Source organism: Neisseria sp. P0018.S001, assembly GCF_051957355.1.
Lineage (GTDB): Bacteria > Pseudomonadota > Gammaproteobacteria > Burkholderiales > Neisseriaceae > Neisseria > Neisseria subflava_A.
Map to the genome: position 1 here is coordinate 1 of NZ_JBQCWN010000017.1, position 25,741 is coordinate 25,741.

General features: G+C 49.0%; 22 protein-coding genes, 1 tRNA gene and 1 pseudogene. 12 read left to right on the plus strand and 12 right to left on the minus strand.

Translation table 11 applies throughout. The features are described from left to right. The 5 genes and pseudogenes from ACTHTJ_RS09755 to ACTHTJ_RS09775 form a co-directional block, all read right to left on the minus strand. Nucleotides 1-223: pseudogene (locus ACTHTJ_RS09755) on the minus strand (IS5/IS1182 family transposase); the annotation flags it as partial. Between the two features lie 207 nt (nt 224-430). Further along, entirely contained in the window at nt 431-3,265 is a 2,835-nt protein-coding gene (locus ACTHTJ_RS09760) for a lactoferrin/transferrin family TonB-dependent receptor (RefSeq protein WP_070585804.1), read from the minus strand. Continuing rightward, a complete protein-coding gene (locus tag ACTHTJ_RS09765; RefSeq protein WP_049328591.1) occupies nt 3,262-5,346 on the minus strand; it encodes a transferrin-binding protein-like solute binding protein in 2,085 nt (694 codons plus the stop codon). The genes ACTHTJ_RS09760 and ACTHTJ_RS09765 overlap by 4 nt, the downstream gene beginning before the upstream one ends. A 216-nt stretch (nt 5,347-5,562) precedes the next feature. After that, nucleotides 5,563-6,570: an IS5 family transposase gene (locus tag ACTHTJ_RS09770; protein ID WP_440360932.1), complete on the minus strand. Its 1,008-nt coding sequence runs from the start codon at nt 6,568-6,570 to the stop codon at nt 5,563-5,565. A gap of 113 nt (nt 6,571-6,683) precedes the next feature. Next, nucleotides 6,684-8,114: an alanine/glycine:cation symporter family protein gene (locus ACTHTJ_RS09775; protein ID WP_070585797.1), complete on the minus strand. Its 1,431-nt coding sequence runs from the start codon at nt 8,112-8,114 to the stop codon at nt 6,684-6,686. A 364-nt stretch (nt 8,115-8,478) separates the two neighbouring features. Between ACTHTJ_RS09775 and ACTHTJ_RS09780 the strand changes: the two genes are divergently transcribed. Next, complete coding sequence (locus tag ACTHTJ_RS09780) at nt 8,479-9,207, plus strand: YebC/PmpR family DNA-binding transcriptional regulator (RefSeq protein ID WP_070585796.1); 729 nt, start codon at nt 8,479-8,481, stop codon at nt 9,205-9,207. Nucleotides 9,208-9,267: 60 nt separating this feature from the next. Here the strand turns inward: ACTHTJ_RS09780 and ACTHTJ_RS09785 are convergent, their stop codons facing one another. The 4 genes from ACTHTJ_RS09785 to tgt form a co-directional block, all read right to left on the minus strand. Further along, entirely contained in the window at nt 9,268-9,759 is a 492-nt protein-coding gene (locus ACTHTJ_RS09785) for a disulfide bond formation protein B (protein WP_003745954.1), read from the minus strand. Between the two features lie 202 nt (nt 9,760-9,961). Beyond that, nucleotides 9,962-10,360: a c-type cytochrome gene (locus ACTHTJ_RS09790; protein WP_003745956.1), complete on the minus strand. Its 399-nt coding sequence runs from the start codon at nt 10,358-10,360 to the stop codon at nt 9,962-9,964. 120 nt (nt 10,361-10,480) lie between these two features. Continuing rightward, nucleotides 10,481-11,491, minus strand: a complete 1,011-nt coding sequence (hemH, locus tag ACTHTJ_RS09795) for a ferrochelatase (protein ID WP_070585795.1) — start codon at nt 11,489-11,491, stop codon at nt 10,481-10,483. A gap of 85 nt (nt 11,492-11,576) precedes the next feature. Next, nucleotides 11,577-12,692 carry a tRNA guanosine(34) transglycosylase Tgt gene (gene tgt, locus ACTHTJ_RS09800; RefSeq protein ID WP_003745960.1) on the minus strand — a complete coding sequence of 372 codons (1,116 nt, stop codon included), beginning with the start codon at nt 12,690-12,692 and terminating at the stop codon, nt 11,577-11,579. A gap of 237 nt (nt 12,693-12,929) precedes the next feature. Between tgt and ACTHTJ_RS09805 the strand changes: the two genes are divergently transcribed. The 11 genes from ACTHTJ_RS09805 (at nt 12,930) to accD (ending at nt 22,729) form a co-directional block, all read left to right on the plus strand. Then, nucleotides 12,930-13,006: transfer RNA gene (locus tag ACTHTJ_RS09805), tRNA-Val, on the plus strand. A gap of 52 nt (nt 13,007-13,058) precedes the next feature. Then, nucleotides 13,059-14,972: a threonine--tRNA ligase gene (thrS, locus tag ACTHTJ_RS09810; protein WP_036491925.1), complete on the plus strand. Its 1,914-nt coding sequence runs from the start codon at nt 13,059-13,061 to the stop codon at nt 14,970-14,972. 17 nt (nt 14,973-14,989) lie between these two features. Continuing rightward, nucleotides 14,990-15,511 (plus strand): translation initiation factor IF-3, encoded by a 522-nt coding sequence (gene infC / locus ACTHTJ_RS09815; protein ID WP_079453677.1) that lies wholly within the window; start codon nt 14,990-14,992, stop codon nt 15,509-15,511. Nucleotides 15,512-15,653: 142 nt separating this feature from the next. Then, nucleotides 15,654-15,851, plus strand: coding sequence for a 50S ribosomal protein L35 (gene rpmI, locus ACTHTJ_RS09820; protein WP_003675505.1), 198 nt, complete (start codon nt 15,654-15,656; stop codon nt 15,849-15,851). Nucleotides 15,852-15,863: 12 nt separating this feature from the next. Beyond that, nucleotides 15,864-16,223, plus strand: coding sequence for a 50S ribosomal protein L20 (gene rplT, locus ACTHTJ_RS09825; RefSeq protein ID WP_003675502.1), 360 nt, complete (start codon nt 15,864-15,866; stop codon nt 16,221-16,223). 248 nt (nt 16,224-16,471) lie between these two features. Then, entirely contained in the window at nt 16,472-17,461 is a 990-nt protein-coding gene (gene pheS, locus ACTHTJ_RS09830) for a phenylalanine--tRNA ligase subunit alpha (RefSeq protein ID WP_070585794.1), read from the plus strand. 104 nt (nt 17,462-17,565) lie between these two features. Then, nucleotides 17,566-19,929: a phenylalanine--tRNA ligase subunit beta gene (gene pheT / locus ACTHTJ_RS09835; RefSeq protein ID WP_440360931.1), complete on the plus strand. Its 2,364-nt coding sequence runs from the start codon at nt 17,566-17,568 to the stop codon at nt 19,927-19,929. A gap of 114 nt (nt 19,930-20,043) precedes the next feature. Next, nucleotides 20,044-20,346, plus strand: a complete 303-nt coding sequence (locus ACTHTJ_RS09840; RefSeq protein WP_003680933.1) for an integration host factor subunit alpha — start codon at nt 20,044-20,046, stop codon at nt 20,344-20,346. Continuing rightward, entirely contained in the window at nt 20,330-20,677 is a 348-nt protein-coding gene (locus ACTHTJ_RS09845) for a hypothetical protein (protein WP_070585792.1), read from the plus strand. The genes ACTHTJ_RS09840 and ACTHTJ_RS09845 overlap by 17 nt, the downstream gene beginning before the upstream one ends. 324 nt (nt 20,678-21,001) lie before the next feature. After that, complete coding sequence (trpA, locus tag ACTHTJ_RS09850) at nt 21,002-21,787, plus strand: tryptophan synthase subunit alpha (RefSeq protein WP_070585791.1); 786 nt, start codon at nt 21,002-21,004, stop codon at nt 21,785-21,787. Between the two features lie 75 nt (nt 21,788-21,862). Further along, the gene (gene accD / locus ACTHTJ_RS09855) at nt 21,863-22,729 is read left to right on the plus strand and encodes an acetyl-CoA carboxylase, carboxyltransferase subunit beta (protein ID WP_070585790.1); all 867 of its coding nucleotides are present in this window, start codon (nt 21,863-21,865) and stop codon (nt 22,727-22,729) included. 63 nt (nt 22,730-22,792) lie between these two features. Here accD and ACTHTJ_RS09860 read toward each other — a convergent pair whose 3' ends face one another. The 3 genes from ACTHTJ_RS09860 to ACTHTJ_RS09870 form a co-directional block, all read right to left on the minus strand. Further along, nucleotides 22,793-23,239: a GatB/YqeY domain-containing protein gene (locus ACTHTJ_RS09860; RefSeq protein WP_070585789.1), complete on the minus strand. Its 447-nt coding sequence runs from the start codon at nt 23,237-23,239 to the stop codon at nt 22,793-22,795. A gap of 102 nt (nt 23,240-23,341) precedes the next feature. Next, nucleotides 23,342-23,554, minus strand: coding sequence for a 30S ribosomal protein S21 (gene rpsU / locus ACTHTJ_RS09865; RefSeq protein ID WP_003680926.1), 213 nt, complete (start codon nt 23,552-23,554; stop codon nt 23,342-23,344). Between the two features lie 277 nt (nt 23,555-23,831). Continuing rightward, nucleotides 23,832-25,679 (minus strand): lytic transglycosylase domain-containing protein, encoded by a 1,848-nt coding sequence (locus ACTHTJ_RS09870; protein ID WP_070585788.1) that lies wholly within the window; start codon nt 25,677-25,679, stop codon nt 23,832-23,834. Between the last annotated feature and the right edge of the window lie 62 nt (nt 25,680-25,741).

Sequence of the window (25,741 nt, forward strand, 5' to 3'; positions counted from 1 at the left end):
GATCGGAGAGGCTGTGCCATTGTCCGAGCAGGACGGCTTTGAACATGGACAACAGGGGATAGGCGGGACGGCCGCGGTGGTCTCGGAGGTAACGGGTTCTTTGACGATTCAGGTATTGTTCGATCGGCTGCCAATCAATCACTTGATCCAACTTCAATAGTGGGAAACGGTCGATGTGTTTGGCGATCATGGCTTGTGCGGTTTGCTGGAAGAAGGTGCTCATGGAAAATCCCCTAAATGTCTTGGTGGGAATTTAGGGGATTTTGGGGGATTTTGTAAAGGTCTCAAACTGCCTTAGCATTGAATGTCCAGATTCCCGGAATGACGGTTTAGAAGTTACCCTAAACCTCAAAAAAAACCTGCACCTTAATCAGTTGGCGGTTTAGTCCGACTTTTGGGGTGCAGATCAAGCTTTCAGACGGTATTTCCTTTAAAACTTCATTTCAAGCGCGAGGCTGAAGTTCCTGCCCGGTGCGGCATACCTTCCATAGTTACTGTCGCCGCCGTGCCGGTTTGCCGTGCTTTCCGCAGTCTGGCGCAAGGATTCCCAAGTAACGTAGCGGTAGTTGCCGATATTGTAGATAGCCGCCCTCAAGGTCAGCCGTTTTTTCAGATTAAGATAGGCAGAAACATCTGCCGTCGACCAAGCAGACGACGCTCTTTTTGCCGAATATCGTTTTTGATCGCCTGCCAGATAAGCAAGTTCATCAGGGTTTTTCCCTTTGGAATAGGTCAGCATAATGTTTGCGCCCCATTTCCCCTCGGGCTGGTCGTATCCGAACCCCAAAACATAACGCGACGGCTGTACCGCATCCAAAGCATAGCTGCGGAGGGACAGTCCCGGCCGGTTGGATACCGATTTCGGTTTGATACGGTTGTACGCCAAAGTCGTGTACAAACCTTCGGGCAGTTTGTGATACACACCGTTCCAGTCGATTTTTCCCAAGATGTTGATGCCTTGGAGCGACATATTTTGGGCATTGTAATAATCGCGTATATCAATCTCTGTCAATTGTCCTGCCTGATTCGGCAATTTGGTTTTTTGATCGGCAACGGCAATCATATCGGTATAACGGTTGCGGAAGCTGCTGATTTCCAAAAAGCCGAAATCGCCCTTCCACTGCAAACCGATTTCGCGGTTGGCTGCCTTTTCCGATTTCAGGGCAGGACGCTGCCAGCCTTTCGGATAATCGTGATAAATGTCTATCCCGAAAAGTTCTTGGAAGGAGGGCGTTCTGAAGCCGCTGGAGGCGCGGTAAGACAAAGAAAAATGCCGGTTCGGTTTGAACACGATGCCGCTGTTCCACGAACGGTCAACATACCGCCCGCTGCGGACGAGTTCTTCCGACGTGGTAAAGTTTTGCCGGTCGTACCTGCCGCCCAAGCTGAAATCGAAATATTTGCCGATTGAAAAACGGTCGTTCAAAGAAATGTGGATATTGCTGCCGTTGATTTTTCTTGGCACGCATTTGCGGGAACGCAGGGTTTCGATGTAGCCGCAGACCGACCCTTCGACGACTTCGGGCTTACCCAAAAGATACTTGTCTCCCTTATCGGTGTAATCCGAGTATTCCGAAATCCTTGCCGCATTGTGGGAAAGCTGTTCGGGGCGGGAGATCGCTTTGGAAGCATCGTAACCGAAGCCCAAAGTCAGATGGTGTTTCGTCCATTTGTTTTTCAGCGACTTCTCAAACGAGGCATTCAAAACATTGTGCTGTTCGCGGTAGTGGAAACGGTCGCTGCTGTCGTAGGAATACGGCTTGTCTGCCGACGCGCGGCAGGATTTGTCCACGGCAGGATACACGGCGCAATTCAGCTTCAGCGTGTTGTTGTCGGTTGCCACGCCCTGTTTGTCAAACGACAACACCGCCTTGTCCGCCCAATTGTCAGAATACGCTTCGTTTTCATAACGGTACAGCAAACCCATACGGCGGCGGCGGTGATGTTCGTCTATAAATTTGGTGCGGGAATATTTCAAACCTATGCCCTTGACCCATTTTTCTTTGTTTTTATCCCACGCTTCTATATTCGGCACAAAATACAAGCCGTCGCGGAAATCGTTGCCGTCGTACACCCCGCTCTTGTCGCTAAACTTTTTCGCCTCGTCCGTACCGTAATACTGTTTTTCCGTCATATCGCGGATGTCGTAACGCTGTTTGGTATCCTCAAACACGCCGCCGACATAATGCCTGCCGCCGAAGCGGTAGCCCAGCTTGGCAAGCCACGAACCGCTGCGGTAATCCATCGGATCGGGCAATATCCTGCCGCCGCCTGTGTACGATTGGGCGGACAGGTTTTCGTGGCGCGCCTGCGCCTCCCGCACCATCGCTTCTTCTTCACTGTTTAAAGCCTGACCTTTTGAACGGCGTTCTTCCACCCAGCGGTTGAGCTGGTTTTTCAAATATTTCCCGTTGCCCGCCAATTTTGCCACAGGCTTGAGCTCACTCTCGCCCTCCGCCAGGAAATATTCCGCCTTTTTATTCGGACTCTGAATATCGTATGTCTGGCGGAACGCGTCCAAACGGTCTATGCCGTATTCCACCCCGTCCGCAATATCGCCGTGCGGGCGCGTTTCCCGCCCTTGGCGTTCGGTTCGGATTAACAGCCCTTTCCAACCGTCCTTACTGAAACCCGCGCCGAGCGACTTCATAAATTGGCGGTTTTTACTGCCGTAGGCGGTTTTTGCCTGTATCCCCCAACTTTTGCCGTCTGAAATCAGGTCTGCCGCCTCTTTGGTGCGGAGGGAGACTGCTCCGCCGAGCGCACCGCTGCCGTGATCGGAAGAACCGGCACCTTTGTCGATTTCTACCGTACCGACGTTTTCATATTCGATTTCGTTGATTGCACCGCTGCCGCCGCGTCCGCCGTATCCGCTCAATGCACCCTGCACGGTAAACGCCTGTATTTGGGCAACACCGTCGACCGAAACCGCCACACGGTTTTTATCCACGCCCCGTATCGAATAACCGCCGCTCGCGCCGTTACCTTGTTCGACGACGGCCACGCCCGGATCGTAGCGCGTCAGGTCGCGGATACCGAGTACCTGTTCTTTGTTCAACGTTTCCGACGTTTTGACGATTTTGCCCAAACCGGTCGCCTCTTTCGATCGCCGTCCCACTTTGGCGGCACGGACGGTAATCTCCTTCAATGATTGACTTTGCGCCGCATCAGATGCCGCCGTTTCGGGGTTTGCCGCATATGATGGGAAAGCGGCTGCAATGGCCAAGGCGGTCAGGGTAAGCGGGAATGTATGCCTTCTGTTCATCGTGTTGCCTCCTTGTCATCTTTCTTCGCACCAAATACCACACCGATTTTTTGTTGGGGTTCGGCAAAGCTGCCGCCCAATTCCGATGCATGAGGTCCGTAAAAGCCCCCTGTTACATGAAGGTTCTCGGCTTTAAACGGTTTGGAGGATGTTGCACCCCTGCCAAGCAGGTCGATACCTGTATCACGGGTACGTGCTGCTGCATGGAAACCGTTGTGCTCAATAATACCGTTTTCAATATAGAAGGCAGGTTCTACACCATTTTTCTCCATCAGGGTGCCGGAAAGGGACTTGTTGGCAAAGTTAACGTCGAATTCGGCTTTTGCCGCTTTATCCGCATGGTTATCCCATTGGATCGGCGCGCCGATACGGGCTTCCCATGAACCTCTATAGTGGACATTCCCAATTTTGGGGATGTCTGCCTCGGAAGTGCGGATACCTTTTATGAAAAGGTCGATATTCCTGTATGCAGAAGCGGGTTGGACAGGTGATTTTCCATCCGTGCCTACGCTTTCCGCGTTGTTTCCTTCATTTTTTCCTGCTGTATTTGCTTCCCCGTTATCTTCCTCTGCCGGCAACTCGGAAGAAGCATGACCGTCATCGGTATCATTTTCCAAACCGTCTTCACCGTCTTCAGGCTCTAAACTTTCATTTTCATCATCAGGTCCCGCGCCTTCATGATCGGAATCTTCGTCCTCTGTTGCAGTCGGTTTGACGACGGGACGGTCGGTTTGCATCCGTCCGATTTTCACATAGTTCAGAAAATCGCAGCAGGTTCGGATTGTCGTTTTCCTGCCGTCGGCAAGAACGATGGTTTGAGTATCTTTGACCAAGGAGATTTCACGCCCTTCGACAAGGAGTTTGTCAGGATGGGCAAAGTCGGGCATAGGCTCGGCAATAAACGGACGTGCCTTAGGATCGGCAGCTTCGTCGGCGGCAATTTTCAGCGAATCCAAGATTTTGGTATGCGTTTCAGACGGCACGGAGCTATTTTGTTTGCCTGCGAATACGCCGAATACGCTTTTGTCGTTGCTGATAAACCGTCCGGCAAGCTCTTCTCCGTTATCGCCGAAAAAACCGCCCTCAAGCCGCTGATCGGCATCGGCATGGAAAAACAAATGCTCCTTACCGGCATGTTTTTCCGCTAAATCAGGATTGACCTTGGCACTGCCGATAAAGCGGTTGCCGTCCAATTTTGCAGTAATGTTGTAAATGATCAGCGGCTTTTTAGGTTCATCTGGATTATTCTTATTTTGTACATACTGATTTTTAATCAACTTACCTTCCAGGTTTTTTTTGTCGAAATTAACCGTATATTCGGCAGGATGTTTTTCCCTGTCGTCGGCATCCCTAGCCGCATAAGAAGTTGCACCAATATTATTACCATAATATGTGTTATAACCCAAATTCTCACTGGCAACCGCCTGACCTGTCCGATGACGTTTGGCATCGGTCATATATTGCCAGTTACCGGAATATTTCACCGTTCCCGCGCTCGGTAAAGATTGGGAGGGATGTTCTCCGGAATAATATACAAACCCGTCATAACCAAACCGGTGGGTAAACCGCTTACCACCTGAGTTCTGTTTGATTTCGTCTTCTCCTGTTTGAGTATAAACATATCCGGCCCGGACATATTTATATTGATACACAGCATCTTTTGAATCGGACGTGTAGATTTGTGCATTAGGATGCCGTCCTTTGATTTCCTTTTTAAGTTTGTCGACCTGTTCTTGCGGCGTACCGTCTAAAAACAGGATATCCTCCTCTTTAAGCGGCAGATACTCCTCTGCCTGATGCTTATCGGGAATTTCCGTACCGTCTTTGTTATAAAAAGCAATATTCCGCCTTGGCAACCGCATTGCCGCACCGACGGCGGGCTGGTTGACCGGCGTGGTTTCTATAGAAGGTTTGGCAGGAGCCGGAGCAGGAATATCCTCAGGCTTGGAAGGTTTGGAATCTGACGGGGTTTGCGCGGTCGGCGTTGATTCGACAACAGGCTGCACGCCGAAATTGCCGCCGATACAAGATGCCAAAAGTAAGGGCAACAAGACAATGCCGCCATAATTCGGTTTACACATCCCTACTTTTCCTCTATTTGATTAATAATAATTATCATTATATTAATATGCACAGATAATATCAACCCGAGACCTTTGCAAAAAAGCCCTTCCTTCGACAGCTGAAACTCCAAACACAGGTTTTCGTCTATTTCCGCTCCTAATTACTCCTGATTTTACCCAAATACTCCCTTAATCCCCCTTGGATACCCGATAATCAGGCATCCGGGCCGCCTTTTAGGCGGCAACAGGCACACTTAGCCTGTTGGCGGCTTTCAACAGGTTCAAACACATCACCTTCAGATGGCTTTGTGCACTCACTTTGAGCAGCCCAAAATAGCTTGACCGCGCATAGCGGAATTTACGGTGCAGCGTACCAAAGCTCTGTTCGACCACATAACGGGTCTTCGACAAATATCGGTTGCGTTTGGTTTGTGCTTCCGACAGCGGATGTTTGCGGTGGGCTTTGCGCATAATGCCGTCCTGCAGCCGATGCTCTTCCAGATGTTGCCGGTTTTCCTCGCTGTCATAGCCTTTGTCGGCATAGACGGTCGTACCTTCGGCTATACCTTCCAGCAAAGACGGCAGGTGGTTGCACTCATGGGTATTGGCGGGGGTAATGTGCAGTTTCTCGATATAGCCTTCCTCATCGGTACGGGTATGTTGTTTGTAACCGAGTCTGTAGAGGCTGTTTTTCTTTGTCCAACGGGCATCTTTGTCCTTACTCGGTGTGGTTTGGCCGCTGACTTGTCCTTCTTCATCGACTTCTATGGCCTGACGCTGTTTGCTGCCGGCAGTTTGAATAATGGTGGCGTCAATGACGGTGGCGGATGCTTTCTCTACTTTTAAGCCTTTTTCGGTCAGTTGGCAGTTAATCAGTTTGAGCAATTCGGACAGGGTGTCGTCTTGCGCCAGCCAATTGCAGTAGCGGCATAAGGTGCTGTAATCGGGGATGCCCAGTTCGTCGAAACGGCAAAACAGGTTGAAATCGATGCGGGTGATGAGGCTGTGTTCGAGTTCGGGATCGGAGAGGCTGTGCCATTGTCCGAGCAGGACGGCTTTGAACATGGATAGCAGGGGATAGGCGGGACGGCCGCGGTGGTCTCGAAGGTAACGGGTTCTTTGACGATTCAGGTACTGTTCGATCGGCTGCCAATCAATCACCTGATCCAACTTCAATAGTGGAAAACGGTCGATGTGTTTGGCGATCATGGCTTGGGCGGTTTGCTGAAAGAAGGTGCTCATGGAAAATCCCCTAAATGTCTTGGTGGGAATTTAGGGGATTTTGGGGAATTTTGCAAAGGTCTCGGCCTGAAATAAAAAACCTCTCAGTTTGTCTGAGAGGTTTTTGTTTGTCGTTAATCTGGGTTTTTGTCGTGAAATTCGTGGAATTCATAGTTGTAGGTCAGCTCTCTGCCTGCTTTGGTTTGCGCCAGATAATCGTCGTAAACCGCACGAATTTCCTTACGCAGCAGGAAGAGGGCGATTAAGTTCGGCAAGACCATAAAGCCGTTGAACATATCGGACATACTCCAAACCAAATCCACTTTGCCCAATGTACCCAATACGATGGCCACCAAAACCAGTGCGCGGTAGATGCCCAAGTGTTTGCCACGGAACAGGAAGCGGATATTGGATTCGCCGAAGTAGTACCAGCCGATGATGGTGGTAAAGGCGAAGAAGGTCAGGCAGACGGCAAGCAGTTGCGAACCGAAACCCGGGAAGGCTTTGTTAAACGCCAGTTGGGTAACTGCCGCGCCGGTTTCGCCGGACAGGTTGGCATCGGTCAGCAGGATAATCAGCGCGGTTGCCGTGCAGACCATCAGCGTATCGATAAAGATACCGATAAACGCGGCCATACCTTGTTGCACAGGGTGTTTGACGTTGGCGGTCGCATGAGCGTGCGGGGTTGAACCCATACCGGCTTCATTGGAAAACAGGCCGCGCGCCACACCGAAGCGGACTGCCTCGCGCATACCGATACCGGCCGCACCGCCCAATACCGCTTCAGGATTGAAAGCGGCGACAAAGATATTGTGGAACATCGGGATGATGTGGTCGGAGAATTTGAACAAAATAATCACCGCACACAAGATGTAAATCACCGCCATAAACGGCACGACAAATTGCGCGATACCGGCAATGCGGTTGATGCCGCCGATGATGATCAGACCGGCGAATACCGCCAAAGCAATGCCGACAGCCATCGGGGGAATATCGAAAGCCAAATTCATGGCAGAGGCGATAGAGTTGGATTGGGTCGCGTTACCGATGAAACCCAGAGCGATAATCAAGGCGATGGAGAAAAAGCCGGACAGGAAACGCGCCGCGCCACGGCCGATTTTCGGGGTCAGGCCGTGCGTGATGTAAAACGCAGGGCCGCCAATGTATTTGCCGTGGCTGACCACGCGGTATTTTTGCGCCAAAACGGCTTCTGCAAAAATGGTAGACATGCCCAAAATGGCAGACAGCCACATCCAAAAAATGGCACCCGGGCCGCCGGCAGTAATTGCAGTGGCGACACCGGCAACGTTACCGGTACCGATTTGCGCGGAAATCGCTACGGCAAGCGCTTGAAATTGAGACAGGGATTTGCCTTCGTGGTCTTTGTCTTTTTTGCTGAACAAGCCGCCGAAAACGGATTTGAAACCCGTCCCCAATTTGGTCACTTGCGGTGCGCCCAAGTACAGGGTAAAGAATAGGCCGATACCGATTAAGGCATAAATCAGCAGGTAGTCCCAAAGAACCTGATTGACTGCACCCACCAGAGCAGACAATATTTCTTCCATAATAAAACCTTTAATAAAAACAATAAAAATAAAATGATACGGGTAACTACTCCCACTCATTTTTCGCGTTTGGCAATATCGGCGAGCAGGCCGTTTTGCCATTTGATACCGGTTAAGTTGTTAACAATTTTGACCGATTTTGTCATCATACCGTAAACCTTCGTGAATTAAAACGAAAACTGACAAAGGGTTGCCGCAAATGTGCTTCTTTATTTAAAAAAGGTTTTTTTGTTTTCAGACGGCCTGTTTTTGCAAATGTTTGGGCCGTCTGAATATTTTGGGTAAAGACAACTTATGATAAAATGCACGCCTTATAAATGAAGCAAATTCCGCCTCAACGCGTGAAAAAATGAAAGGAATCAATATGGCAGGCCATAGTAAGTGGGCAAATATCCAACACAAAAAAGCCCGACAAGATGCCAAACGCGGCAAAATCTTTACCCGTCTGATTAAAGAAATTACCGTTGCTGCCCGCATGGGCGGCGGCGACCCCGGCGCAAACCCGCGCCTGCGCCTGGCTTTGGAAAAAGCTGCTGAAAACAATATGCCTAAAGACAACGTGCAACGTGCCATCGATAAAGGTACGGGCAATCTGGAAGGCGTGGAATACATCGAGTTGCGTTACGAAGGCTACGGTATTGGCGGCGCAGCTTTGATGGTGGACTGTCTGACCGACAACAAAACCCGTACCGTTGCCGATGTGCGCCATGCGTTCACTAAAAACGGCGGTAACTTGGGTACCGACGGCTGCGTAGCGTTCAACTTCGTTCATCAAGGCTATTTGGTGTTTGAACCAGGTGTTGACGAAGATACGCTGATGGAAGCGGCTTTGGAAGCCGGTGCGGAAGACGTCATCACCAACGACGACGGTTCCATCGAAGTGATTACCGCGCCGAACGACTGGGCAGGCGTGAAAGCGGCATTGGAAGCCGCAGGCTACAAATCTGTTGACGGTGACGTTACCATGCGCGCCCAAAACGAAACCGAGCTGAGCGGCGAAGATGCGGTTAAGATGCAAAAACTGATTGACGCATTGGAAGATTTGGACGACGTACAAGACGTTTACACTTCTGCCGTGTTGAATCTGGACTAAATGGTTTAAAGAACAAAAGGCCGTCTGAAATTTCAGACGGCCTTTTTATATTGAAACCAATCAGATTTTTCTGGTTTTCAACCAAGCCCAAAGCAGCAGCAATACCACGAAGCTGAAATACAAAATACTCCACACCGGCAGGGCGACGCCGAATAGATAGTCCGGCTCGGCGCAGTTGCCAAAGCCGCGGACGATGGGTTCAAACCAATCGAACAAAGGCCAGTCGCGCAGGCGGAAGGTCCAAGGTGCGCCGCAAGAAGGGGCGGTGCCGGGCGGCAGGCTTTGCAACCAAATTTGATAGGCGGCGACACCGGCGCCGTAGACGGCCGGAGCGGCAATCAACAATGCAGAGAGCGAACGGGCAAATTTGGAAGATTGCGAGCTGAACGCTGTAACAATGGCCAACAGCCCGACACCCAATACGCACAAGCGTTGCAGGATGCACAATACGCACGGGTTCATGCCCAAAACGTATTGGGAAATAAAGGAGCCGCAGGCGGCAAATATGGAGAGGACGACTAAAAATAAAACAGTCTTGCGGAAAAAGTTCATAAGATAAAACCTTTCAGACGGCCTGGACGCAAAACAGCCGATAAATAATGTTTACTTTAACACAAAACGCATATGCTTTTTTTGGTTTGACGGTTTTTTGCGTATGTTTGTTGATATTGCGTAACGATATACATAGAAACAAAATGTGTCGTACAGAAAAGGCCGTCTGAAATGTTCAGACGGCCTTTAGGGGAGAGACGTTTTATTTTTTCCCGTGAGATTTTTTGACATCTGCTTCAGTAATCGTACCGCCGCCATTATTAAAGGCGTTCATGATGTAAGTGGCAACGGCGGCAACATCGGCATCATTGATGGCGGTAGAAGGCATGAAGCCGTTGTAGGGTTTGCCGTTCACTTTAATCGGGCCGTTGATGCCCTTGGTCATGCTTTGCAACAGGACTTGAGGTTTTTTGTTGATATAGTCGGACTGGAACAGTGGCGGGAACATGGCGCCACGGCCTTCGCCCTTTTTGCCGTGGCAGGCAGCGCAGTTGGTTTCGTAAATCTTTTGTCCTTTGCTCATCAGCGTGGCATCAGCGGCAAAAGCGGTTGGGAGGCTGAGTGCGGTCAGGAGGAGCAGGATGGGGCGGAGTGCAGTCATGATGTGTTCCTTTTTGAGTCGTGTTTTTGATGGCTACACGCTTGGTTTGCGTTTGAATAACTTGATGATAACGCTAAAGGCCGTCTGAAAGTGGATTTTTCAGACGGCCTTTGGTTTAGGTCAAATCCAGCCTTGCAGATTGGCCCGGCTTAATTGGGCAAGTGCGGCAATCCAGTCGGCGGAATCGTTGAGGCAGGGGATGTAACGGTATTCTTTGCCGCCGGCGGCGTGGAATTGTTCGCGTCCCATAATGGCGATTTCTTCCATGGTTTCGAGGCAGTCGGCCATGAAACCGGGGCAGAAGACGTCGAGTTTGGTCGTGCCTTGTTTCGGAAGCTCATCAAACAAGGCTTGCGTGCTGGGCTTGACCCATTGGGATTTGCCAAACTGGCTTTGGAAAGAAACGATGTATTCTTGTTCGGACAAGCCCAATGCCTGCGCGAGCAGTTTGGCGGTATGGTGGCACTCGTCAGGATAGGGGTCGCCGTCGTCATGATGCTTTTGCGGAATGCCGTGGAAGCTCAACATCAGTTTTTCGCCGCGTCCGTTTTGGGCCCAATAGGCTTCGATGTGCTGCTTCATGGCTTGAATATAAGCGGCATCGTCGTAATAACGGGAAACAGTGCGGACGCTCATTTGGTTGCGTTGCAGCAATAATTCTTGGAATACTTTGTCCAAAGCCGCGCCGGTGGAAGAGCCGGCATATTGCGGATAAAGCGGGATGACCAGCAATTTGCCCACGCCTTGGGCTTTGAGTTCCGCCAAAACGTCGGCAACGCTCGGGTTGCCGTAAGTCATGGCATGACGGACGATGACATCGGGCAAATGTTTGGCCAGGGCTTCTGCTTGGCGGTGTGTGTAAACCTCAAGCGGCGAACCTTCTTTAAACCAAACTTTTTCATAGGCATGCGCGCTTTTTTTCGGGCGAAAAGTTAATACCAAGCCGCGCAATATCGGTTGCCATAAGAGCTTGGGCAGTTCGACAACGCGTTGATCAGATAGAAATTCTTTTAAGTAAGGCTTGACTGCGGCAGCAGTGGGCGCATCAGGTGTGCCGAGGTTGAGCAGCAGGACGGCGGTACGGTTTTGTGCGGTGTAGGCTAAGGGAGGTTCGGTATGGAAACGGGACATGATTGTGCTTTATTAATTAAGAATATTGAGGCCGTCTGAAAAGCAGTTTGAATTAAAACCTGATTTCAGACGGCCTTTAAAAGGATTAATCCACACCGCGGGCGCGGTTTTCATGGAATTGCGCCTGCCAATCGGCAAATTTGCCTTGTTCGATGGCTTCGCGCATTTCGGCCATGATGACTTGGTAGAAGTGCAGATTGTGGATGGTGTTGAGCTGTGCGCCCAAGATTTCTCCGACACGGTGCAGATGGTGCAGGTAGGAGCGGCTGAAATTCTGACAGGCGTAGCAGGTGCAGCTTTCATCAATCGGACGCTTGTCGAGTTTGTGTTTGGCGTTTTTGATTTTCAAATCGCCAAAACGGGTAAACAGCCAGCCGTTACGCGCATTGCGGGTAGGCATGACGCAGTCGAACATATCCACGCCGTGTGCCACGCCGTACACCAAGTCTTCAGGTGTGCCGACGCCCATCAAATAATGAGGTTTGTGTTCCGGCAGGATAGGGCCGACGGCGCGCAACATACGGTACATTTCGGGCTTAGGTTCGCCAACAGACAAGCCGCCGATGGCCAAGCCGGGGAAATCGAGCTCTTCCAAGCCTTTCAGCGACTCTTCGCGCAAATCTTCATACATCGCGCCTTGTACAATGCCAAACAGCGCATTCGGGTTTTTTAGGTCTTCAAAAGCCTTTTTGCTTCGTTCCGCCCAGCGCAGGCTCATTTGCAGCGATTTTTGCGCTTGGCTGTGCGTTGCTTCGCCAGGGGTGCACTCGTCCAGTTGCATCACGATGTCGGAATTCAATACGGTTTGGATTTTCATCGACACTTCGGGTGAGAGAAACAGTTTGTCGCCGTTGATCGGGCTTTGGAATGTACAGCCTTCTTCGGTCAGCTTGCGCATGTCGGACAACGAGAATACTTGGAAGCCGCCCGAGTCGGTCAAAATCGGCTTGTCCCAACCGATAAATTCGTGCAGGCCGCCGAATTGTTCGATGACTTCCAAGCCAGGGCGCAGCCACAGATGGTAAGTGTTGCCTAAGATGATTTGCGCTTTGATGTCATGCAGGTTTTGCGGGTTCATCGCTTTGACCGAACCGTAAGTACCGACCGGCATAAATACCGGCGTTTCGATTTTGCCGTGGTTCAGTTCCAAAGTGCCGCGTCGGGCATGACCGTCTTTTTTGTGTAAGGTAAATTTGAGCATAGTAATAATAGATTGGACGTTCGCGTGTGTGCGAAATGAAAGGGCAGATTATAAAGGATTTTTCGTTGGTTGACGGCTGGATTTTATCTTTGTCAAAACAATGTTTCAGATGGCCTGAATAATAGAGGAAATAAAAAATGAGACATAAATCAAACAAAAATATTCAGGCTGTCTGAAAAGTATTTACAGATGCTTGCAAAAGGGAACACGCTTCGTTACAATAAGCGACTTAGATGAAGGCACATAGCTCAGTTGGTTAGAGCACCACCTTGACATGGTGGGGGTCGTTGGTTCGAGTCCAATTGTGCCTACCAAATTTCCATAACGGCTTTATGCCGTTATTTTTTAATGTTTTGGAGCTTTCTGATGTTGAACATTACCTTGCCGGACGGTTCGGTCCGCCAATATGAATCACCCGTTACCGTGGCGCAAATTGCAGCGTCTATCGGTGCAGGTTTGGCAAAGGCAACGGTAGCGGGCAAGGTTAACGGTAAATTGGTGGATGCTTGCGATCCGATTACCGAAGATGCCCATGTTCAAATCATTACGCCTAAAGACAAAGAAGGCGTGGAAATTATCCGCCACTCCTGCGCGCACTTGGTTGGTCATGCGGTCAAGCAGCTCTACCCAGATGCAAAAATGGTTATCGGCCCGGTGATTGAAGACGGGTTCTATTATGATATCGCAACTGAAAAACCATTTACGCCTGATGATGTGGCCGCTATCGAAGCGCGCATGAAAGAGTTGATTGCACAAGACTATGACGTCATTAAAGTGATGACGCCTCGTGCAGAAACCATCAAAATTTTCCAAGATCGCGGCGAAGAGTACAAATTGCGTCTGATTGAAGATATGCCTGAAGTGGAAGCAATGGGTATGTATCATCATCAAGAATACGTCGATATGTGCCGCGGTCCTCACGTTCCCAATACCCGTTTCTTGAAAAACTTTAAGCTGACCAAGCTGGCAGGCGCATACTGGCGCGGCGACAGCAATAATGAAATGTTGCAACGTATTTACGGTACGGCTTGGGCAAGTAAAGACGAATTGAAAGCCTATATCCAACGCATCGAGGAAGCGGAAAAACGCGACCACCGTAAGCTGGGTAAACAATTGGATTTGTTCCACCTGCAAGATGAAGCGCCGGGTATGGTGTTCTGGCATCCTAAAGGCTGGGCTTTGTGGCAAGTGATTGAGCAGCATATGCGCAAAGAGCTGAATGCTGCCGGTTATAAAGAGGTGAAAACGCCTCAGATTATGGATAAGACCTTCTGGGAAAAATCCGGCCACTGGGAAAACTATAAAGACAATATGTTCGTGACCAGTTCTGAAAAACGCGAATACGCGGTTAAACCGATGAACTGTCCGGGTCATGTGCAAATTTTTAATAACGGTTTGCGCTCATATCGCGATTTACCAATGCGTTTGGCCGAGTTCGGTTCTTGCCACCGCAATGAACCAAGCGGTGCATTGCATGGTCTGATGCGTGTTCGCGGTTTTGTGCAAGATGATGCGCATATCTTCTGTACTGAAGATCAAATCGTTGATGAAGCACGCGCATTCAATGAATTGCTGGTTCGCATTTACAAACAATTCGGCTTCCATGATGTTGCTGTGAAGCTGTCCCTCCGCCCTGAACAACGTGCAGGTTCTGATGAAGTTTGGGATAAAGCCGAACAAGGTCTGCGTGATGCATTGACCGCTTGCAGCGTAGAGTGGGAAGAATTGCCTGGCGAAGGCGCATTCTATGGCCCTAAGATTGAGTACCATGTCAAAGATGCCTTGGGTCGTTCTTGGCAGTGCGGTACCCTGCAGTTGGACTTTGTATTGCCGGAGCGTTTGAATGCCGAATATGTAACTGAAAACAACGACCGTGCGCGTCCTGTAATGTTGCACCGTGCTATTTTGGGTTCATTGGAGCGCTTCATTGGTATTCTGATTGAAAACCATGCAGGCTCATTCCCATTGTGGCTTGCGCCGGTTCAAATGGTGATTATGAATATCACCGAGAACCAAGCAGATTATTGTCGCGAAGTGGCTGCCAAGTTACAGGCAGCAGGCTTCCGTGTCGAATTGGATTTGCGTAACGAAAAAATCGGTTACAAAATCCGTGACAACAGCCAATACCGTTTCCCTTATCAAATCGTTGTCGGCGATAAAGAGAAACAAGAAAACAAAGTTGCGGTACGCCGCAAAGCAGAAGACTTGGGTTCTTTGAATGTAGATGATTTTATTGCACAATTGCAGCAAGAAATCACTGATGCCCTCGTCAATCATTAATTTTTATAGGAGTATTCATCATCGCTCAAGAACGCGAAGCACGAATCAATGGTGAAATTACCGCCAAAGAAGTGCGATTAATCAGTGAGTCAGGCGATCAGCTTGGTGTCGTTTCAGTTCGTGAAGCTCTGGCTATGGCCGAAGAGCAAGATGTCGATTTGGTAGAAATTTCCCCGACTGCCAAACCGCCCGTATGCAAACTGATGGATTACGGTAAATACAAATACCAACAAGCCAAGAAGCGCGACGAAGCCAAGAAAAACCAAAAGCAGGTACAAATTAAGGAAATTAAATTCCGTCCGGGTACTGATGAAGGCGACTATCAAATCAAGATGCGCAACATCAACCGTTTCCTTGCCGATGGTGACAAAGTCAAAGTGACATTGCGTTTCCGTGGTCGTGAGATGGCCCACCAACAATTGGGCGCCCAACTGCTTGAACGCGTAAAAGAAGAGTTGGCTGAAGTGGCACAAATCGAGTCCTTCCCTAAAATGGAAGGCCGCCAAATGGTGATGATGATTGCGCCTAAGAAAAAATAAAGCTATAATGCGAGGCTTATTTCGATTGCCGCTCGGAATAAGGTTTAATTAGCGGCAAAAACCGTGGTATTTTGGGATCCAAGTGTTTGAAATTTATTTCAAAACCCCTTATACCTTATCTAATAACGAATGGAGTTTTCCAATGCCTAAAATGAAAACCAAGTCTAGCGCGAAAAAACGCTTTAAAGTACTGGGTAACGGTGGTGTAAAACGCGGTCATGCGTTCAAAAGTCACATCCTGACCAAAAAAACCACTAAAACTAAACGTCAATTGCGCGGCACCGCTATGGTGGATTCACGCGATTTGGCTTCTGTTGCTAAAATGTTGCCCTACGCTTAAGGAGTTTAGAATATGCCACGCGTAAAACGCGGTGTTACCGCTCGTGCTCGTCACCAAAAAGTCTTCGCGTTAGCCAAAGGCTACCGCGGTCGTCGTAAAAACGTTTACCGTGTTGCCAAACAAGCGGTAATGAAAGCTGGTCAATACGCATACCGTGACCGTCGCCAACGCAAACGTCAATTCCGTCAACTGTGGATCGTTCGTATCAACGCAGGTGCTCGTGAAAATGGTCTGTCTTACAGCAAATTCATGAACGGCCTGAAACGCGCTGCTATCGAAATCGACCGCAAAGTATTGGCTGATTTGGCTGTATTCGACAAAGCTGCATTTGCACAATTGGTTGAAAAAGCTAAAGCTGCTTTGGCTGCTTAATTCGATAAGATTATTTAAAAAGGAAGCTTATGCTTCCTTTTTTCTTTTCTTAAAGAAATCCTATGTAGTTGATTTTCTTTCTTTAAACTCTATTTTTTTATACTAATTTGCGATAGAATAGGCCTCTCTTATCAAACGGATTGGCCGCAGTAAGACAAAAGGCCGTCTGAACGGGTTTGCAATCAAATCCAACAGACGGCTTTGTTGTTTCAGACGGCCTACCATCAACAAACAGACGATAAACCACCATGGAAAATGTAAACCGTATCGTTGCAGAAGGTATTGCCGCTATTGAAGCTGCGCAAGACTTCAATGCCTTAGAACAAATTAAAGCACGCTACCTTGGTAAAACCGGCGAATTGACCGGACTTTTGAAAACTTTGGGTCAAATGTCTCCTGAAGAGCGTAAAACCATAGGTGCGCACATCAACGAATGCAAAAATCAGTTTCAGACGGCATTTAATAGCAAACGCGATGCCCTGAATGAAGCCAAGCTGCAAGCTCAATTGGCTGCAGAAGCCTTGGATATTACTTTGCCGGGCCGTGCGCAAGAACATGGCGGTTTGCATCCAGTTACTTTGACTTTGCAACGTGTGGTCGAGCTGTTTCACGGTATGGGTTTTGAAGTAGCGGACGGCCCTGAAATCGAAGACGATTTTCACAATTTCCAAGCCTTGAATATCCCTGCAAATCACCCTGCGCGTGCGATGCAAGATACTTTCTACGTTGAAAACGGCGACGTTTTGCGTACACACACTTCGCCTATTCAAATCCGCTATATGCTCGACAAAAAAGAGCCGCCTATCCGAATTATTGCTCCCGGCCGCGTTTACCGTGTGGACAGTGATGCCACTCACTCGCCTATGTTCCATCAAGCCGAAGGTTTGTGGGTGGAAGAGGGCGTAACTTTTGCCGATTTAAAAGCAGTGTTCACTGACTTTATCCGTCGCTTCTTTGAACGCGATGACCTGCAAGTACGTTTCCGTCCGTCTTTCTTCCCGTTCACCGAGCCTTCTGCCGAAATCGACATCATGGGCGAAAATGGCAAATGGTTGGAAGTCGGCGGTTGCGGTATGGTACATCCTAACGTGTTGAAAAACGTCAATATCGACCCTGAAAAATATACCGGTTTCGCTTTCGGTATCGGTCTCGACCGCTTTGCCATGTTGCGCTACAACGTCAATGACCTGCGCTTATTCTTCGATAACGATTTGAACTTCTTGAAGCAGTTTAAATAAATTTCAGATGGTCTTTTGATAGGCCGTCTGAAAAAGTGAATAGATATTACTGATTTCGTCTGATAAAAATTTGTTTCAGACGGCCTGATAGTAGAGAAAATAATATGCAATTTCCTTATTCATGGCTGAGAACCCAAGCCAATCCTGATCTTTCTGCCGATAAACTGGAACATCTTTTGACCATGGCCGGTTTGGAAGTGGAAGAAATCGATACTGCCGCCCCTGCTTTCAGTGGCGTGGTTGTTGCCGAAGTAAAATCCGTTGAAAAACATCCTGATGCAGACCGTTTGAACGTTACTCAAGTTGATGCCGGTACGGGCGAGTTGGTTCAGATTGTTTGTGGTGCGCCGAATGTCAAGCCGGGCATTAAAGTGCCGTGTTCGTTGCCAGGTGCCGTTTTGCCGGGCCATTTCAAAATTAAGCCGACTAAAATGCGTGGTGTGCCATCAAACGGTATGCTGTGTTCGACCAATGAACTGGGTTTGCCTGATGATGGTGTAGACGGTCTGCACATTCTGCCTGAAGATGCGCCTGTCGGTACCAACATCCGTGAATACTTGGATTTGGATGATACGCTGTTTACATTGAAAATTACGCCTAACCGCGCTGACTGCTTGAGTGTTAAGGGCATTGCGCGTGAGGTTTCTGCGTTGACTCAATGTGCGTTTACGCCTGTCGAAATTCAGACGGCCTCTATCGGTAGTGGGAAAAAACAGGCTGTCCGTATTGATGCGCCGGCCGACTGCGGCCGTTTTATCAGCCGCGTTATTGAAAATGTTAATGCGAAAGCGGCTACTCCCGATTGGATGAAACAACGTTTGGAACGCAGCGGTATCCGCAGCATTTCCGCATTGGTGGACATCAGCAACTATGTCATGCTGGAAATCGGTCAGCCTATGCATGTTTTCGATGCTGACAAGCTGTCAGGCAGTTTGATTGTCCGCCGTGCTCAAAATGGCGAGACTTTGGCGTGTCTGAACGAGAAGACGGTTACTTTGGCTGACAATACACTGGTGGTCGCTGATGAAAAAGGTGCGTTGAGCTTGGCAGGTTTGATGGGCGGCGAGGCAAGCGCGGTTTCAGGCGACACGCAAAATATCGTACTGGAAGCTGCTTGGTTTGCTCCGGAGATTATTGCCGGTAAATCCCGTCAATATGGTTTTGGCTCGGATTCTTCTTTCCGTTTTGAACGTGGTGTGGATTACCGTTTGCAAGCTGACGCTATTGAGCGTGCCACCGAATTGGTGTTGCAGATTTGCGGTGGTGCAGCCGGTGAAATGGTTGAGGCACAAGGAAAATTGCCTGAGGCAAAACAGGTCGAATTGCGTTTAGGCCGTCTGAAAACGGTATTGGGCGTTGAAATCCCTGCCGATCAAGTTGAAATTATCTTGCAACACTTGGGTTTGCAGCCTGAGAAAACCGCAGAAGGCTTCCGTGTCACTTCTCCTAGCTTCCGTTTCGACATCGAAATCGAAGCCGATTTGATTGAAGAAATCGGCCGCGTTTACGGTTATGAAAATATTCCTGACGACTATACTTCAGGCCGTCTGAAAATGTTGGCTTTGCCTGAAACCAAACGTCCGCGTTTTGCGGTTTATAACGAAATGGCGGCTCGCGGTTACCGCGAAGTGGTCAGCTATGCGTTTGTGGATGAGCAATGGGAGCAAGACTTTGCTGCCAATACCAATCCTATCCGCCTGCAAAATCCGTTGGCGGCGCAGTATGCCGTCATGCGTTCTACGCTTATCGGCGGTTTGGTGGAAGTTTTGCAAAACAATTTGAACCGCAAGCAAAACCGAGTACGCGTGTTTGAAATTGCCCGTGTGTTCAGCAAAGATTCGGCTGATCAATTTGTTCAAAACGAACGTATCGGCGGTTTGTGGTATGGCTCTGTGCTGCCTGAGCAATGGGGTGAGAAAACACGCAACGTGGATTTCTACGATATGAAAGCCGATGTTGAGAGCCTCTTGAAAAACAAGGAAGTATCCTTTGTTAAGACCGAACATCCGGCATTGCATCCTGGACGTGCCGCCAATATCGTTTCAGACGGCAAAGTAGTTGGTTTTATTGGCGAGTTGCATCCGAAATGGCTGCAAAAATATGACTTGCCACAAGCGCCGCTGGTATTTGAAATCGATATGGATGCGGTATTGGGTCGTGAGAAAACACGTTATCAGTCCGTATCCAAATTCCAACCTGCACGCCGAGATTTGGCATTTGTAATGCCTGAAGCTGTGACGCATGATGATTTGTTAAATGCCCTGAAAGCGGCGGCGAACAAGCTGGTTCAAGAAATCAGCGTGTTTGACGTTTACCGCGGTACGGGCGTGCCTGAAGGCATGAAGAGCGTTGCCGTTAAAATCATTTTGCAAGATATGGAAAACACGCTGACAGATGAAGTCATCGAGCCTTTGGTGGCGAAAATGATTAAAGCGGCAGCCGAAAAAGATGCACAGCTTCGCGCTTAAAATAAGATAAAAGTTGTCGCCAAAAATCACCAATAATATTTGATTTTTTGGTGAGGACTTGATTTTTAAAAGAATTTTGGTAATAATTGCACCAGTTTGAATGAAGGTAAACACATGACACTAACTAAAGCAGAATTGGCTGATATTTTGGTCGACAAAGTCAGCAACGTCACCAAGAATGATGCCAAAGAAATCGTCGAGCTCTTTTTTGAAGAAATCCGCAGCACTTTGGCGCGTGGTGAAGAAATTAAAATTTCCGGTTTCGGCAATTTCCAATTGCGCGACAAACCTCAACGCCCTGGCCGTAACCCTAAAACAGGCGAAGAAGTGCCGATTACCGCACGCCGTGTGGTAACTTTCCATGCCAGCCAAAAACTCAAAGGCATGGTGGAGCATTACTATGACAAACAACAATAATCCGGTTATTCCTGCCAAGCGTTATTTTACGTTGGATGAGATGTGCCAATTGGTGCAAATCAGTCCGGCTCAGTTTGCCCAATGGCAACATGAAAATAATGTTGTGATTGGATACGGTGGCGATAGATATACGCGCTCAGATGTAGTTAAGTTGTTGAAACTGAAAGATACGTTTGAACCGTACATCGATACGTTCAGTCGTGGCGCTTTGGATGCAAACGGCAATCCTGCCGCCAATGCAGAAGAAATCCGTCATGGTCTGATGCAGGTTTTGTCTGATTTGGAGCGTCATCTAGGTTCTGAACAACAAAACCATCATGTTGAGCTGTAATCGATAGGGAAACTCTGATCAAAAGTGCGAAGGCATACAAAGATTTGCATAATTGATTCTAATAAAGGCTGTTTGAATGATTTTCAGACGGCCTTTATTGTTTTATATTGCTTTCAAAATATCAGAATCTTGATTGCAAATGATTCTATGAAATAGCCGTAAATGTTATACTTAGCCTCTTGTTTACTGATTGGGAAGAAACAGTCATTAGAATGCGGATAGATGCCGCCTTTTCATGGCAGACTGAGGTTTTTAAAACAAATGTAACGGCAGAATAAACAGGCTGCCGGACAACATTCAAATCGATGAAATGGATAGCAGAAAATGAGCAGAATCCAACAAACTTTCTCAGCGCTCAATGGCGCAAAAGCACTGATTCCTTATATTACGGTGGGCGATCCCAGCCTTGAGACAACCTTGGCATTGATGCATAGCCTGGTGGCTAATGGTGCTGATATTTTGGAACTGGGTGTGCCGTTTTCTGACCCGATGGCGGATGGTCCGACTATTCAACGTGCGGCTGAACGGGCGTTGACAAATCATGTTTCTTTGCACGACGTATTGGAAACAGTACGATTGTTCCGCCAAACCAATGATAAAACGCCGGTTGTGTTAATGGGCTATTTGAACCCCATACATAAAATGGGCTATCAGGCGTTTGCGCAAGCGGCTGCCGAGGCAGGCGTAGATGGCGTGTTGACCGTGGATTCTCCGGTAGAAACCATTGCGCCTTTGCATGAATCGTTGAAAGCGCAAGGTATTGATTGTATTTTCCTTATTGCGCCAACGACAACTGAAGAGCGTATTCAAACGATTGCCAAAGTAGCCGGCGGTTTTGTGTATTATGTATCGCTCAAAGGCGTGACCGGTGCAGCAAGTTTGGATACTGAAGAAGTTTCGCGTAAAATAGAGCTTTTGCGCAAATACATTGATATTCCGATTGGTGTCGGCTTCGGCATCAATAATGCGGAGAGCGCGCGTAAGATTGGAGCGGTGGCGGATGCAGTTATTGTCGGCAGCCGTATCGTCAAAGAGATTGAAAGTCACGCGGGTAGCGAGGCTGAGGCAGTAGGCGCGTTAGTTAAAGAGTTGAAAGACGCAATTCGCTAAATTTTTCCATTCCATTGTTTCAGACGGCCTTACGTTCAACTGGCTGACTGAATTCTGAATCCTAAGGAGTCATTCATGAGCTGGCTAGATAAAATTCTTCCTCCGAAAATTAAAAACCGAAGCAGTTCGTCCAGCGTCCCTGAAGGTCTGTGGCACAAATGTCCGTCTTGTTCGGCAACGGTTTACTCAACCGAGTTGAAACAAAACAGCGAAGTCTGCCCGAAATGTAATCATCACAATCCGCTTTCTGCGCGCGAACGTTTGGACCTGCTTTTGGATGAAGAAGGCCGTGAAGAGATTGCAGCCAATATTAAACCGACAGACCCGCTGAAATTTAAAGACAGCAAAAAATATCCGGACCGCCTTACTGCTGCGCGTAAAGCAACCGGCGAGGACGATGCTTTGGTTGTTATGAAAGGCACCATGAACGGCCTGCCTGTCGTGGTGGCTGCATTTGAATTCCGCTTTATCGGCGGCTCCATGGGTTCGGTCGTGGGTGAGCGTTTCGTGCAGGGTGTGCGCCGTGCTGTTGCAGATAATTGTTCGTTTATTTGCGTGGCGGCTTCCGGTGGTGCGCGTATGCAGGAAGGTTTGAACTCTTTGATGCAGATGACGAAAACCAGCGCGGCTTTGCATTTGCTGACTGAAAAACGTCTGCCGTTTATTTCCGTATTGACCGACCCGACCATGGGCGGCGTATCTGCCAGCTTTGCCTTCTTGGGCGATGTGGTTTTGGCAGAACCGAATGCTCTGATTGGTTTTGCAGGTCCACGCGTTATTGAGCAGACTGTACGTGAAACCTTGCCGGAAGGTTTCCAACGTGCAGAATTCTTGTTGGAGAAGGGCGCAATCGACCAAATCGTCGATCGCCGTTCCATGAAAAAACGTATCAGCGATTTGATTACTTTGTTGCGTCATGAGAGCAAAGTAACTGCTGCTTGATTGGCACAATAAGAAAGGCCGTCTGAAAATAATATTTCAGACGGCCTTTTTGATTATTGATGATTAAGCAGTCAATGCGGCTTTCAAAACCTTGTTGACTTCGCCCATGTCAGCTTTTCCGGCCAGACGGGTCTTTAATACGCCCATGACTTTGCCCATATCTGCCATGCCTGATGCACCGGTTTCTGAAATGGCTGCTTCAACAACAGTCTTGATTTCTTCTGCGGACATCATTTGCGGCAGGTAGCGGTTGAGGATTTCGATTTCCGCGTTTTCTTTGTCAGCCAAATCTTGACGACAGGCTTCGGTATAGATTTTGGCGCTGTCTTTGCGCTGTTTCACCATTTTGGTCAGGATAGAGATGACTTTGGCGTCATCGGCTTCGGTGCGCTCATCTACTTCAAATTGTTTGATGGCGGCATTAATCAGGCGGATGGTGCTTAAAGATACTTGGTCTTTGGCACGCATAGCGGTTTTCATGTCTTCGGTTAATTGTGTTTTTAGGCTCATAATGTTCTCACTTTATATCAATAAAAAGATGCCGTCTGAAAAACAAAACACACCGCAAAGCTGCCCTTGCGGTGTGTCGTTTATCACAGGGCAGGCCTGTAATTAGTACATTTTAGGAGGCAGTTGTTGGCTGCGCAGACGTTTTTGCAGACGTTTGGCTGCTGCAGCTTTTTTGCGTTTGCGTTCGGTAGTTGGTTTTTCGTACGCTTCACGGGCGCGCAGTTCGGTCAACAGACCGGTTTTTTCTACGGCACGTTTGAAACGACGCATGGCAACTTCAAATGGTTCATTCTCTTTAACACGAATAGCAGGCATTTTATTTCCTTTAAATTTTGTTCAATCAAACCGTTTTAAGAAATAGAGGACGGTTTGTCATAATGGGGTAGTTGTTGTATCGCTGGTTTGCCTAAGGCAGGGCGGGATACGCGCCGTGATGTAAACATCACCTCCTAACAAGTCGGCTTTTGCCGTGCAAGTGACCTTTTCGGTCAGAAATAATCGGGCGATTATCTTATAAACCCGATAGTCTGTCAAGGTTGCAGGCCGTCTGAACGTTTGATTCTGTCTCACTTTTCAGACGGCCTATCGGGTATTAATAACGGCCGGGAACCGTACCCATACGTTGTTTCAACGAAGTTTGCGGTTCGTTGAACAATGATGCGTAATAAGTCGCGTTGGTCATGACTTTTTTCACGTAATCACGAGTTTCGGTGAATGGGATGGTCTCGGCGTAGATGGCGCCTTCCAAAGGAGAAGAAGCCTGCCAGTTGCGGGCGCGGCCGGGGCCGGCATTGTAGCCTGCGGTGGCCATTACTTCGTTATTTTGCAGGCGGCGTTTGGCATCTGCCATGTACCAAGTACCCATGCGGATGTTGCCGTCCATGGTGTAAAGCTCGCTGCTGCTCATGCCGATTTTGCCGGCGATTTCTCGGGCGGTTGCAGGCATGACCTGCATCAGGCCTTGTGCGCCGACGCTGGATTGCGCACCCATGACAAAGCGGCTCTCTTGGCGAATCAAACCGTAAACCCATGCCGGGTCAACGCCTGCCTGTGCGGCATAGCGGATGGTCAGGTCTTTAAACGGAGAGAGATAGCGCAGTTTGTAGTTGAGTTTGTGGTCGGTACGGTCTGCGCTGTTGATTGCCATGTCGTAGAACTGGTTGTCAAAAGCGACTTGTGCGGCAGTCAGCAGGTTGTCTTCGTTGAAGTCGCGGGTGGCAAAACGCCATTCCGCCTGTGCCTGACGGCGCATTTTGGAGTCGCCGTTGCTTTGGCTGTTTTTAAACAGAACCAATGCGCGTTTGATGGCGCCGTCTTCGTTCATGCGGCGAACGTCTCTGGCATCGGCATCGGAAACGTTGTTGCGCGTATTGATGCGGCGGCCCAGTTCTTCACCTGCCATTACGGCGTAGAAATTGCGGCCGGAAGCGGCGGCTTTTTCATACATTTCTTTGGCTTGGCCGCTTTTGCCTTGTGCGGCAAAGCTGCGGCCCAGCCAATATTGCCATGTCGGATCTTTTTGCAGTTTTTCAGGCATATGCTGAATCACGCTTGCCAATTCGTCCCAACGTTGCAGGCGCAAAGCGGCGCGTGCGTACCATTCCAATTGTTCGTCGGTCAGTTGCTTGCGGTCGGAAACGCGGCCGTAGTAGCTTAAAGCAGTCGGCATGTTTTGGCTTTGAGCATGGTAGTGGCCCAATACGCCCCATGCGAAGCTGCGTTGTTCGCGGCTGAGGCCTGATTCCATGTCGGACAGGGTAGCGGCGGCAGAAGCGGATTTGCGTGCATCTTTGCCGATCACGCTCAACAGGCTGTATTCGTTTGCACCTTGCGCGCCACCTTCAAAGGGGCTACCCAATGCGGCGGCGAGGTTGCGTGCATCTGTGGTCTGACTGTTGCTCAACAAGCCGCGCACGCGACGCCATGCGTCGTTGGTGTTCAGACGGCCTGAAGCTGCCGCGCTTTCAACCAAGCGGGTACAGCCGGCAGGCAGTTTGCCGGTCACGCGAACCAGCTCGGCGGCTTTGCTGTAATTGCCGCTGCTCAAATCGGCATAACATTGCACTTCTTGTGCGACGCCGGCGGCGTTCAATTTGCTGAATTCTTGACGGAACAAATCCCATTGGCCGCGCGCGCCCAAGGTTTTCAGCCATTCGTTGCGGACGTTTTCAGCCATTGCGCTGTCGCTGGCTTGGGATAAAAATTGTTGTACCCAAGCATCGTCTCCGCGTTTGGCGGCATCGATGGCGCTTTGGTATTGGCTGTAATCGGATAGGACTTTGGATTCGCTGTCGGCGCGGCGTGAAGGAATAGAAGTGGATTTAGGCTGAACGACGGTTTCGGTTTTCGAAGCAGTCGGTGTGTTTTGGGTGGCGCACGCCGATAAAACAGCGGCGGTAATCAAGCTGAGGGAGAGAGGGAAAAGACGTTGAACGTTCATTGGATACCGTGTCGTTTTTAGAATCAAAATAGCTGTTTATTTTAAATGATTTATGCGGAATA